Annotated in this window: 11 protein-coding genes; all 11 read left to right on the top strand. The window is 31.7% G+C overall.

What is annotated here, in order from left to right; all coding sequences use genetic code 11:
- The first annotated feature begins 33 nt into the window (after positions 1–33).
- Positions 34–1,062, top strand: a complete 1,029-nt coding sequence (lpxD, locus tag DFQ10_RS06695; RefSeq protein WP_115816635.1) for a UDP-3-O-(3-hydroxymyristoyl)glucosamine N-acyltransferase — start codon at positions 34–36, stop codon at positions 1,060–1,062.
- Positions 1,049–2,455 carry a bifunctional UDP-3-O-[3-hydroxymyristoyl] N-acetylglucosamine deacetylase/3-hydroxyacyl-ACP dehydratase gene (locus DFQ10_RS06690; RefSeq protein ID WP_115816634.1) on the top strand — a complete coding sequence of 469 codons (1,407 nt, stop codon included), beginning with the start codon at positions 1,049–1,051 and terminating at the stop codon, positions 2,453–2,455. Before lpxD ends, DFQ10_RS06690 begins: the two co-directional genes overlap by 14 nt.
- A 79-nt stretch (positions 2,456–2,534) precedes the next feature.
- The gene (gene lpxA, locus DFQ10_RS06685) at positions 2,535–3,320 is read left to right on the top strand and encodes an acyl-ACP--UDP-N-acetylglucosamine O-acyltransferase (protein ID WP_115816633.1); all 786 of its coding nucleotides are present in this window, start codon (positions 2,535–2,537) and stop codon (positions 3,318–3,320) included.
- Between the two features lie 76 nt (positions 3,321–3,396).
- Complete coding sequence (efp, locus tag DFQ10_RS06680) at positions 3,397–3,963, top strand: elongation factor P (RefSeq protein WP_115816632.1); 567 nt, start codon at positions 3,397–3,399, stop codon at positions 3,961–3,963.
- Positions 3,964–4,029: 66 nt separating this feature from the next.
- Complete coding sequence (locus tag DFQ10_RS06675) at positions 4,030–4,965, top strand: UDP-3-O-(3-hydroxymyristoyl)glucosamine N-acyltransferase (RefSeq protein ID WP_115816631.1); 936 nt, start codon at positions 4,030–4,032, stop codon at positions 4,963–4,965.
- Positions 4,965–5,375, top strand: coding sequence for a nuclear transport factor 2 family protein (locus DFQ10_RS06670; RefSeq protein WP_115816630.1), 411 nt, complete (start codon positions 4,965–4,967; stop codon positions 5,373–5,375). Before DFQ10_RS06675 ends, DFQ10_RS06670 begins: the two co-directional genes overlap by 1 nt.
- A 75-nt stretch (positions 5,376–5,450) precedes the next feature.
- Positions 5,451–6,323, top strand: coding sequence for a succinate--CoA ligase subunit alpha (sucD, locus tag DFQ10_RS06665; RefSeq protein ID WP_115816629.1), 873 nt, complete (start codon positions 5,451–5,453; stop codon positions 6,321–6,323).
- Positions 6,324–6,434: 111 nt separating this feature from the next.
- On the top strand, positions 6,435–9,407 hold the full coding sequence (locus DFQ10_RS06660; protein ID WP_115816628.1) for a M16 family metallopeptidase: 2,973 nt from the start codon (positions 6,435–6,437) through the stop codon (positions 9,405–9,407).
- A gap of 228 nt (positions 9,408–9,635) precedes the next feature.
- Positions 9,636–10,382 (top strand): 3-oxoacyl-[acyl-carrier-protein] reductase, encoded by a 747-nt coding sequence (gene fabG, locus DFQ10_RS06655; protein WP_115816627.1) that lies wholly within the window; start codon positions 9,636–9,638, stop codon positions 10,380–10,382.
- Between the two features lie 49 nt (positions 10,383–10,431).
- Positions 10,432–12,465, top strand: coding sequence for a VWA domain-containing protein (locus DFQ10_RS06650; RefSeq protein ID WP_115816626.1), 2,034 nt, complete (start codon positions 10,432–10,434; stop codon positions 12,463–12,465).
- Between the two features lie 10 nt (positions 12,466–12,475).
- Entirely contained in the window at positions 12,476–13,291 is an 816-nt protein-coding gene (locus tag DFQ10_RS06645; RefSeq protein WP_115816625.1) for a prohibitin family protein, read from the top strand.
- Positions 13,292–13,348: the final 57 nt, after the last annotated feature.

Below are 13,348 nucleotides of genomic sequence, written 5' to 3'. Positions count from 1 at the left end.
TGCGGAAAGCAACATGACTTTAAAATAAAATTATTGAAATTTACAGCAGAACAAATAGCAGGTATTTTAGACGGAACAGTTGTTGGTGATCCTAACGTTGAAGTTTCTAAGCTCTCTAAAATTGAAGAGGGAACTCACGGTTCATTAACTTTTTTATCTAATCTAAAGTATACACCTTATATATACACAACTGAGGCATCCATAACGATAGTTAATGATAATTTCGAACCTGAAAAACCAATTTTAACAACACTCATTAAAGTAGAAGATGCTTATGAAGGTTTTTCTAAATTGCTAGAATATTACGATCGTATAAAGTCTAATAAATCTGGAATTGAACAACCGTCTTTTATTGCAGAAACCACTAAATTACCAGAGAATATATATGTTGGCGCCTTTGCCTACATTGGTAATAATGTACAAATTGGCGAAAACGTTAAGGTTTATCCAAGCGCTTACATTGGCGATAACGTACAAATAGGAGATAATACAACTATTTTCCCTGGAGGAAAAATTTACTCAGATTGTATAATTGGTAAAAATTGCGTAATAAACTCAGGGGTTATTATTGGAGCAGATGGTTTTGGTTTCGCACCGACCAAAGATGGTGGTTATTCTAAAATCCCTCAAATAGGAAATGTTATTTTAGAAGATTATGTAGATATTGGTGCAGGCACAACCATCGATCGCGCAACAATGGGTTCTACTGTTATAAGATCTGGTGTTAAACTAGATAATCAAATACAAATAGCTCACAATGTAGAAATCGGTAAAAATACGGTGATTGCTGCGCAAACAGGAGTAGCTGGTTCAACAAAAATTGGTGAACATTGCCAAATTGGAGGACAAGTAGGTATTGCTGGTCATTTAGTCATTGGAAATAATGTAAAAGTACAAGCCCAATCCGGAATAGGACGAAATGTTAAAGATAATGAAGTCTTGCAAGGCTCACCTTCTTTTGGATATTCTGATTGGAATAAATCTTATGTTTATTTTAAAAATTTACCTAAGCTTGCAAAAACTATTAACGAATTAGAAAAAAAAGTAGATGGCAATAATTAAAACAGAAATCAAACAAAAAACCATTGAAAAGGAAGTTACACTAACAGGCGTAGGACTTCATACTGGTGCAGATGTTAAATTAGTTTTTAAACCAGGCGCCGAGAATTCTGGATTTGTTTTTCAACGTAAAGATTTAGAAGGCTGTCCTAAAATTGAAGCCGATGCAAATTACGTTACTAGTACACAACGAGGTACATGTATGGAGAAGAATGGAGTTACCATTCAAACTTGCGAGCATGTTTTAGCAGCATTAGTTGGTTTAGATATTGATAATGCAATCATAGAATTAGATGCATCTGAGCCACCAATTATGGATGGATCATCTAAATTCTTTGTAGAAGCCATTGAAAAAGCAGGTATTATAGAACAAGAGGCTTTTAGAGAAGAATATGAAGTAACCCAAGTGGTATCTTATGCAGATGAAGAAACAGGAAGTGAGATAATCTTAATGCCATCAAGCTCATACCAAGTTACTACAATGGTAGATTTTGGTACTAAAGTTTTAGGGACACAAAATGCTACGTTAAATTCTATTTCAGATTTTAAAACGGATATCTCAGGAGCTAGAACCTTTAGTTTTCTTCATGAAATTGAAATGTTACTTGAACACGGTTTAATTAAAGGTGGAGACTTAAATAATGCAATTGTTTATGTAGATAAAGAATTGTCTCCTAAAACAATGGAGAAATTAAGGGTTGCATTTAATAAAGAAAATATAGCAGTAAAACCTAATGGTATTTTGGATAACCTTACGTTACACTATCCTAATGAAGCTGCAAGACATAAATTATTAGATGTTATTGGTGATTTAGCATTGATAGGCACTCGTATTAGAGGTAAAGTTATTGCTAATAAACCTGGACATTTTGTGAATACCCAATTCGCAAAAAAAATGTCTAAATTAATTAAGAATGAAAGACGCAATAATGTTCCTCAAATCGATTTGAATTCAGAACCATTAATGGATGTGAATCAAATAATGGACATGTTGCCACATAGACAACCTTTCTTATTAATAGATAAGGTTTATGAACTGACTGATAACCATGTTATTGGTATGAAGAATGTGACCATGAATGAAGAATTCTTTAAAGGTCATTTTCCAGGAGCACCAGTAATGCCTGGTGTTTTAATAGTTGAAGCTATGGCACAAACAGGTGGTATTTTGGTATTGAGTACTGTACCAGATCCTGAAAATTACTTAACGTTTTTCATGAAAATGGATAAAGTAAAGTTCAAACAAAAAGTAGTTCCTGGAGATACATTAATATTTAAATGTTCTTTAATTACACCAATAAGAAGAGGTATATGCCACATGCAAGGTTATGCCTATACAAATGGTAAATTATGTGCAGAAGCTGAATTAATGGCACAAATATCAAAAGTTAAGTAATATATTTGAATAGACTTCAAGCTATTTATAAAATAGTAAAGTATTCATTTTATACTTTATCAAAATAAAAACAAGAATAATGAACCAACCGTTAGCATACGTACATCCTGGTGCAAAAATTGCAAAGAATGTAGTAATAGAACCTTTCACAACTATTCATAATAATGTAAAGATTGGAGAAGGCACTTGGATTGGAAGTAATGTTACTATTATGGAAGGTGCTCGCATTGGAAAAAATTGTAATATTTTTCCAGGTGCAGTAATTTCAGCTGTACCACAAGATTTAAAATACAATGATGAAGATACCACTGTAGAAATTGGTGATAATGTTACCATTCGTGAGTGTGTTACCATTAATAGAGGTACAACGGACAGAATGAAAACTGTTGTTGGAGACAATTGTCTTATTATGGCTTACTGTCATATTGCACACGATTGTATAGTGGGAAATAATTGTATTTTTTCTAATAACAGTACACTTGCTGGTCATATTACTGTAGGTGACTACGTAATATTAGCTGGTATGACAGCTGTACATCAGTTCTGTGCAATTGGAAATCACGCTTTTGTAACCGGAGGATCTTTAGTACGTAAAGATGTACCACCTTTTGTAAAAGCAGGTAGAGAACCTTTATCTTATGTAGGAATTAATTCAGTAGGATTAAGGCGAAGAGGTTATAGTACAGAAAAAATTAGAGAGATTCAGAACATTTACAGAATGTTATATCAAAAAAATTATAACAATACTCAGGCTTCAGATTTAATTGAAGCTGAAATGGAAGCCACTCCAGAGCGTGATGAGATTCTTCAATTCATTAAGAATTCGCATCGAGGAATTATGAAAGGCTATTTCAAATCGAATTGATTTCGAGACATTAAAATAAGCTGAAGGATAAAAACTCAGCAAACAATAACTAAATAACAAAACAACAATATAACTTATGGCAAGTACTTCAGATATTAGAAACGGATTATGTATAAGGTACAATAACGACATTTATAAAATCATAGAATTTCTTCATGTAAAACCAGGCAAAGGTCCAGCTTTTGTTAGAACAAAAATGAAAAGTGTTACAAGTGGTAAGGTTTTAGATAATACGTTTTCTGCTGGTCACAAAATAGAAGATGTACGTGTGGAAACACACAAATTTCAATATTTATATAATGATGGTGAATTTTATCATTTTATGAATGAAGCAGATTATACGCAAATAAGATTGTTAGAATCTGCTATAGATAGAACAGATTTAATGAAAGAAGGAGAGGTAGTGACTATTCAAATTAACACTGAAGATAACATGCCACTTTCAGTAGATTTACCAGCTTCTGTTATATTAGAAGTTACAGCTACAGAACCAGGAATAAAAGGAAATACAGCAACTAACGCTACTAAACCAGCGACTGTGGAGTCAGGAGCAGAAGTTAATGTACCTTTATTTATAAATGAAGGTGATAAAATTAAAGTTGAAACAGATAAGGGGACTTATAAAGAACGAGTTAAAGAATAAATAAGTGCTAGTCTTAAGTTGGCGTTGCTTACTATAGACTGAAAACTGTCAACTTAAAACAATAACATGAAATTTCCTAAGCCACACACTTTAAAGCAAATTGCAACATTAATAGATTGTGAATTTAAAGGATCTGACGATTTTGAAATTCTAGGTATTAATGAAATTCATGTGGTAGAACCAGGTGATATTGTTTTTGTAGATCATCCTAAATATTACGATAAAGCATTAGAATCAGCAGCAACTATTGTTCTTATTAATAAGAATGTAGAATGCCCTGAAGGTAAAGCACTATTGATTTCAGATGATCCATTTAGGGATTTTAATAAACTCACTTCACATTTTAAGCCATTTAAGTCGGCGAGTTCTGCTATTGCAAGCGATGCTCTTATTGGAGAAGGTACAATAATACAACCAAATTGTTTTATTGGTAATAATGTTTCTATAGGTGAAAATTGTATCATTCATGCCAATGTTAGTATTTATGATGATGCTATAATAGGTGATCATGTAACTATTCATTCTGGTAGTGTATTAGGCGCAAGTGCGTTTTATTACAAAAACCGACCTGAAGGTTATGACCAATTAAAATCTGGTGGTCGTGTTATTATTAAAGACCATGTAGATATTGGTGCTCTTTGCACCATTGACAGGGGAGTTACAGGAGACACTACTATTGGTGAAGGTTCTAAATTAGATAATCACATTCAAATTGGTCATGATACTGTTTTGGGTAAAAAATGTCTAATTGCATCACATACTGCGATTGCTGGTTGTGTTGTAGTTGAAGACAATGTCACACTTTGGGGTCAGGTTGGTGTTAAAAGTGGAATTACAATAGCAAAAGGCACAGTAATATATGCACAGTCTGGATTAGGACAAACAACAGAGGAAGGCAAAACATATTTTGGTTCACCAGCGATTGAAGCAAGAGCGTTTTTCAAAGAAAGAGCCTACGCTAAAAAAATACCTGAAATACTTCAAAAATTAAAAAACTTGTAATGTCAGCAAAAGAAGTTGTAAAAGCATTTTATGAATCAGACATGGCTAATGATGCTAATGTTGTTTCTGAGTTTTTTCATAAAGATTGTGAATTACATTGGACAAGTAGTCAAGGATTTGTTTTGCTTAATTATAAAGAAATTAAAGATTTTTTTAAAGGTACACGTCAATCTTATAACAGTCTGCGTTTTGAGTTTACGCATTTAATAGAATCCAATGAATTCGTAACTACAAGACATACCTTATTTGGTAAAACCATTGAAAATCCAGAATCAGAAGTGATTTTAGCCCATTTTTCTGCCATATGGGAAGTTAAAGATGGCAAATTATATCGTGGTTTTGAAATCAGCTTGCCAGCAGATGAAAACGATTTTGAAAGTCTGGCATCTTACGCAGAAAGAAAAATATAAAAGAGGTCGCTTTTGTTTTTTAAATCTCTTATTTTTGTGCAACAAAATTATAAAACTTAAAATCAACAATATCAAATGAGCGTTTTAGTTAATAAGAATTCTAATATTATAGTTCAAGGTTTTACAGGTAGTGAAGGTACTTTTCACGCTGAGCAAATGATTGAATATGGTACTAATGTTGTAGGAGGAGTAACTCCTGGTAAAGGTGGTCAAACACATTTAAATAAGCCCGTATTTAATACAGTTTCTGAAGCTGTTGAGAAAGTAGGCGCTGATACAACCATTATTTTTGTTCCACCTGCTTTTGCTGCTGATGCTATTATGGAAGCTGCAGATGCTGGTATCAAAGTAATTATTACAATTACAGAAGGTATTCCAGTTGCAGATATGATTAAAGCTTCAAATTATATTAAAAATAAAGACTGTCGTTTAATTGGTCCTAACTGTCCTGGTGTTATAACTCCTGGTGAAGCTAAAGTTGGTATTATGCCAGGTTTTGTATTCAAAAAAGGTACTGTTGGTATCGTTTCTAAATCAGGTACATTAACATACGAAGCTGCTGACCAAGTCGTAAAACAAGGTTTAGGTATTACAACAGCAATTGGTATTGGTGGTGATCCAATTATTGGAACAACGACTAAAGAAGCTGTAGAATTATTAATTAATGACCCAGAAACAGAAGCTGTGGTTATGATTGGTGAAATTGGTGGTCAATTAGAAGCAGATGCTGCACATTGGTATAAAGAAAGTGGAAGTAAAAAACCAGTTATTGGTTTTATCGCTGGTGAAACTGCTCCTGCAGGTCGTACAATGGGACATGCTGGTGCTATTGTAGGTGGAAGTGATGATACTGCTCAAGCCAAAAAGAAAATTATGAGAGCATGTGGAATCCACGTTGTAGATTCTCCTGCTGAAATAGGAAAGAAAGTCAAAGAGGTTTTAGGCTAAATTTCTGTTAAAATATAATCAAATAACATACGTTATTAATCCATTAGCTATATTTAGCTAATGGATTTTTTTATGCATTAAACTTATCAATTAAATCAACTAAATCAAAAAATGAAGAACATCAAAACACTATTACTGCTTTTTATGATTGCAGTGGTTTTTGGTTGTAAGACTGAAAACAATGACAAAAAAATGGCTTATGCCATTGAAACAAATCAAGATGCAAATGGTTTTAATTACGAAACTGTAGCAAATGACCCAACAGGTTTACGCCTTTACACCTTAGACAATGGTCTTAAAGTCTATTTAGGCAAAAATGATGAAGAACCAAAAATACAAACACTTATAGCTGTTAGAGCGGGTTCTACTTATGATCCTGCAGATAACACAGGTTTGGCTCATTACCTAGAGCATATGGTTTTTAAAGGAACCGATAAAATTGGTACTACAAATTATGAAGAAGAGTCTAAACTCATTCAGCATATTTCAGATTTATATGAAGAACATAAAAAAGAACAAGATCCAGAAAAGAAAAAGGCTATTTATAAAAAAATAGATGAGATTTCTTTAGAAGCTTCTAAATTATCGATAGCTAATGAGTATGATAAAATGCTAAGTTCACTAGGTGCTGAAGGTACAAATGCTTTTACATCTAATGAACAAACCGTTTATGTTAACAAAATCCCATCTAATGAAGTAGATAAGTGGTTAAAAATAGAAAGCGAACGTTTTAGCAAATTGGTGTTACGTTTATTTCATACTGAATTAGAAGCCGTTTATGAGGAATTTAATAGAGGACAAGATAGTGATGGTCGTAAGCAGTATTTTGCTACACTTGAAGGATTATTTCCAACACACCCTTACGGAACGCAATCTACAATTGGTATATCTGAGCATTTAAAAAATCCATCTATGGAAGCTATTAATGCTTATTTTGATAAGTATTATGTACCTAATAATATGGCCGTAATAATGGTTGGTGATTTAGATTTCGATGCTACTATTAAAAAAGTAAATGATGCTTTTGGTAGTTATGAGAAAAAAGAGGTGACTCATCCAACTTTTCCAGAATTAGAACCAATAACAACACCAGTTAAAAAAGAAGTTTTAGGACCAACTTCAGAATCTATTTATGTTGCTTTTAGAGGTAAAGGAAAAGGTTCTGACCAAGAAGTGATGTTAAATTTAGTAGATTATATGCTTGCAAATTCTCAAGCTGGATTAATTGATTTAAATCTTAACCAAAAACAATTGGTTCAAAATGCATCATCGTTTACAAATTTTGATAACGATTATGGTTTTCATTTACTTTACGGTTCGCCAAAAGCAAATCAATCTTTAGATGAAGTAAGAGATCTTTTATTAGCACAAATAGACAAAATTAAAAAAGGTGAATTTGAAGATTGGTTATTAGATGCTGTTATTAATGATATGCGTTTATCTCAAATTAGACAATACGAAAATGGATCTGCAACAGCTTACGCTTATTTAGATGCTTTTATTGGCGAGCAAGAATGGAACAATCGTTTAAAAATGCTTGATGAAATGAAAAAAATCACTAAGCAAGAAGTTGTTGACTTTGCTAATTCTTTTTATGGTAACAACTATGTAGAGGTGCATAAACTTAAAGGAGAAGACAAATCAATTGTAAAAGTTGAGAATCCAGGAATTACTCCAATTGAATTAAATAGAGGTAAAGAATCTGGGTTTTTAAAGTCTTTAAATGAAATGACTTCACCAGATTTAAAACCACAATTTGTTGATTACAAAACGGCTATAAAGGAAACTAGCACAGATAATGGGCTAAAAGTATCTTATGTAGAGAACCCTAACAATGATATCTTTAATTTGAATATCATTTTTGATATGGGACAAGATAACGACAGAATGGTATCTCTTGCTGCGGGTTATTTAGATTATTTAGGAACTGAAAAATACACACCAGAGCAATTAAAACAAGAATTTTATAAAATAGGAATTAACTACAATGTATCATCATCAAATGATAAAACATACATTGGTATTTCTGGATTAAAAGAAAACCTAGATGCTGGTTTAACACTTTTAGAACATTTATGGAATAATGCTGAGCCAAATCAAGAAACTTACGATAAATACGTTGAAAGTATTTTAAAAGAAAGAGAAGATGGTAAAACTCAAAAAGGTAATATTTTCTGGAATGGATTAATGAATTATGGACAATATGGTGAAAATTCTAGATTGAGAAATATTTACTCAGAGGTACAATTAAAAGCCATTAGTCCTACGGAATTAGTAAACAAGATCAAAGAGATGCGTGCATATAAACAACGCGTTTTCTATTACGGAAATGCTGTTGATGAAGCAAAAGTAGCACTTAATAAGCACCATAACATTCCTGAAACTTTATTAGACTATCCTGAAAAAGTTGAATACACAAACTTAGAAACAGGAGGTAATGTTTACTTTGTAGATTACGATATGGTACAAAGTGAAATCTTATTATTAGCAAAAGGAGAAGAATTCAATCCAGAAAAAATGGCAGCGTCACAATTGTTTAATACTTATTTTGGAAGTGGATTATCTTCAATAGTTTTTCAAGAAATTAGAGAATCTAAATCTTTAGCTTATTCTGCTTTTTCAAGCTATAATAATGCAAGAGAAGCAGGTCAACCAAATTATACGATGGCTTATGTTGGTACACAAGCTAATAAGTTAGAACAAGCGGTTAGTGCTATGATGGAATTAATGACTAATATGCCACAAGCAGAAGATCAATTCAATCAAGCTAAAGAAGCGACTTTAAAGAAAATTGCTTCAGAACGTATTACAAAATCAAATATTTTTTGGACTTATGAAGGATTAAAAAAACGTGGTATTGATAATGACAACCGTAAAGAAATTTATGATGCCATTAATAACATGACCATGGAAGACCTTAAATCATTTTTTAACACTAATATAAAAGGTGAAAAGTATAATGTTATGGTTATTGGAAATAAGAAAGATATGGATTTTGAAGCTTTAAGCAAGTTAGGAGCCATTAAAGAATTAGATATAGATTATCTTTTTAATTATAATCAACCTGAAGAGTTAAAGCAATAGCACTTCAATTACTTAATAGATTAAACCTCATATTTATGTTAAAATATGAGGTTTTTTTTATTTCATACTCATAGTAATTGGTATATTTGAAACTGTTCAAAGACTCTTAAAATGTAGGTCTGGTGATTTTTAATGATTTGAAAGTTAAAAATGGAATCGGAATCGCTTTTTAGGTAAACCACAAGATGAACACTAACTTGTAAATAAACTAACCAAACATATTAAATTATGAAACTTTTAGAAGGAAAAACAGCCATAATCACAGGCGCAAGTAGAGGTATAGGAAAGGGAATTGCAGAAGTATTTGCAGACCATGGAGCAAATGTTGCATTTACTTATAGCTCATCGGTTGAGGCGGCTAATGAACTAGAAAAAGAATTAAATTCTAAAGGAATAAAAGCTAAAGGTTACCAAAGTAACGCTGCAGATTTTAATGAATCTCAAAAGCTAGCTGAAGATGTTCTAGCTGATTTTGGAGCCATAGATATTTTAGTAAACAATGCAGGTATCACAAAAGATAACCTCTTAATGAGAATGGGAGAAGAGGATTTTGATAAAGTTATTGAAGTGAATCTTAAATCTGTTTTTAACATGACTAAAGCCGTACAGCGAACTATGTTAAAACAACGTAAAGGCTCAATCATTAATATGAGCTCTGTCGTTGGTGTTAAAGGAAACGCAGGACAAACTAACTACGCAGCATCTAAAGCCGGAATAATAGGTTTTTCTAAATCAGTGGCATTAGAATTAGGTTCTCGTAATATTAGAAGCAATGTCATTGCACCAGGTTTTATTGAAACTGAAATGACAGCAAAATTAGATGAAGAAACTGTAAAAGGTTGGAGAAGTGCTATTCCTTTGAAAAGAGGTGGTACACCAGAAGATATTGCAAACGCTTGTGTATTTTTAGCAAGTGACTTAAGTGCTTATGTTACAGGGCAAACACTAAATGTTGATGGTGGAATGTTAACCTAAATTGATTATGGCAGTAAAGTCAATAATCTAATATTTATATTAAATTTTAATGAGTTCTGAAACTCTGTTATATATTATTTTAGCTGGAATAACAGCGCTTTCATTAGCGCTGTTTCAGTATTTATATAAATCGAAATTAAAAAGTAACCTAAAATACGTGCTCACAACATTGCGAGCAATTTCTATTTTTGGCATATTACTTTTACTAATAAATCCAAAATTTGAATCCTTTACTTATTTTGATGAAAAGCCAACGTTAGTTGTTGCTGTAGACAATTCTGAATCTATTTTGTATTTAAAACAAGATGAGAAGGCTAGGGAAGTGCTAAATGCTTTAGAAAGCAATGCTGAAATCAATGAACGTTTTGATATTAAAGCTTATAGTTTTGGTAAATCGGTTGGAACATTAGATAGTTTAAATTTTAATGAGCGTCAATCTAATTTAACATTGGCATTAAAACAATTTGGAGAAGTATATGCTAACCAAACTGCACCAATTGTTGTTTTAACAGATGGAAATCAAACCTACGGATCAGATTATAGTTATATAGCAAATGGCATCAAACAACCAATTTATCCTCTGGTTTTAGGAGATTCAACATTACATTCAGATTTAAGTATTAAACAATTGAATGTAAATCGTTATGTGTATCTAAAGAATAAATTTCCTGTAGAAATTATTGCTAATTATAGTGGTAAAGCCACTATAAACACTGAACTTAAAATATGGTCTGGTAATACTGTGGTATTCAAAAAAACACTGCAGTTTAGTGCTTCTAAAACTTCAGAAATTATTTCAATGGCTATAATGGCGAATAGTGTAGGAGTAAAAACCTATCGTGTTGAATTGGTCCCTTTAGAAAACGAAAAGAATACCGTTAACAATATCAAGAATTTTGGTGTAGAAGTTATAGATCAAAAAACAAATATAGCTTTGGTTTATGATCGTATGCATCCAGACTTAGGCGCATTAAAAAAGTCTATTGAAAGCAATGAGCAGCGAAGCGTTTCAATTTTAAAATCTAAGGAACTATTAAATAAAATTAATGATTTTCAATTAGTTATATTGTATCAACCAAACAATAGCTTTAATTTAATATTAAAAGAAATTAAAGATCAAAAAATAAACACTTTTATTATTGCTGGTACAACAACAGATTATGAGTTGTTATATAATACCAATCTAAATTTACTTTGGACCATAACTAATCAAACAGAAAACTTTCAGCCAGAATTAAATAAAAATTACAACACTTTCATTATTGATAATCTAGATTTTAGTAATTATCCACCATTGCAATCAGAATTTGGCGGTTTTAAATCTTCAGCTCCATCTGATATTATCTTATATAAAACTGTAAATGGAATTAATACTGGTGATGCTATGTTAGCCACGTACGAGGTTGATAATATGAAACATGCACTTTTGTTAGGTGAAGGCATTTGGAGATGGCGAGCACAAAGCTATTTAGATACTGAAAGTTTTATGGATTTTGATAGTTTTATGGGAAAATTAGTTCAATATCTAAGCTCTAATAAAAAGCGAAACCGCATTAATGTAGATTACAAATCTTTCTATAATGGCAATGATGATGTAATTATTACAGCTCAGTATTTCAATAAAAATTTTGAATTTGACAATTCGGCATCATTAAGTATTGTACTAAAAAACAAAGAAAACAAAACAATAAAAGAAGTTCCGCTATTACTTAATAATGGCAATTACACTGTAGATTTAAGTGGTATTAAAGCTGGTTTATATGATTTTACCGTAAAGCATAATTCTGAATCTGTTGCTATTTCTGGTAGCTTCCAAGTTTTAGAATATAACGTAGAACAGCAATTCTTAAATGCTGATATTTCTAAACTTAAGACATTAGCAGATAACAGTAACGGAGAACTTTATTTTGCATCAGAATCTGAGTTATTAATTAACAATTTACTCAATGATAACCGTTATAAAACCATACAAAGAAGCACTAAAAATATCGTACCTTTGATAGATTGGAAATATCTACTTGGTTTAATAGTTTTAAGTCTATTTGTTGAGTGGTTTATTAGAAAATATAACGGATTAATTTAAAAATAAAGAAATGGAGAAATTACCTAAGATTGGATTACCGATATTAATCGGAGTAGTACTATTAATTATAATTTTAGCAAAATCTGCAGTCACCTTAGATTCAGGTCATGCAGGTGTTTTATACGAAACACTTAGTGGAGGTGTAGATCCAGACAAAGCGCCATTGGGTCCTGGTTTTCATGTCATAGCACCATGGAATAGAGTAATTGATTATGAAACACGCCAACAAGAAGTTGCAGAAAAAATGGCAGTATTATCATCTAATGGTTTAGATATTAAACTTGATGCTTCTATTTTGTATCAACCAGATGTAAAAAGTTTAGGAAAATTACATAACCAAAAAGGTGAAGATTATTTAAGTCGTGTACTTCAGCCAGCTATAAGAAGTGCAGCAAGAAGTGTTGTTGGTAGATATACACCAGAACAATTATACTCTAGTAAAAGAGATGCTATACAAGAAGAGATTTTTGAAGAGACCAAAAAAATTGTAGAGCCACAGTTTATTCAATTAAATGATATTTTAATTAGAGATGTTACTTTACCTTCTACTATTAAAGAAGCCATAGAGCGTAAATTAAAGCAAGAGCAAGAGTCGTTAGAATATGAATTTAGACTTGAAAGTGCTAGAAAAGAGGCTGAAAAAGTAATTATTGAAGCAAAGGGTAAAGCTGAATCAAATAGAATTCTAAGTGCATCTTTAACAGATAAGATTTTACAAGATAAAGGTATTGAGGCGACAGTTAAATTATCTGAATCACCAAACAGTAAAACGATTATAATCGGTTCTGGAGATAGCGGATTGCCTATTATTTTAGGAAATCAGTAATTAGGAAATAATATTTATAGTTTAAATAAAAGGTCTTTTGAGAAATCAAAAGACCTT

Origin of the sequence: Winogradskyella eximia (assembly GCF_003386165.1) — a bacterium.
Classification (GTDB): Bacteria; Bacteroidota; Bacteroidia; order Flavobacteriales; family Flavobacteriaceae; genus Winogradskyella; species Winogradskyella eximia.
Note: the sequence above shows the minus strand (reverse complement) of the source record. Positions and strands in the feature narration are given on the sequence as shown.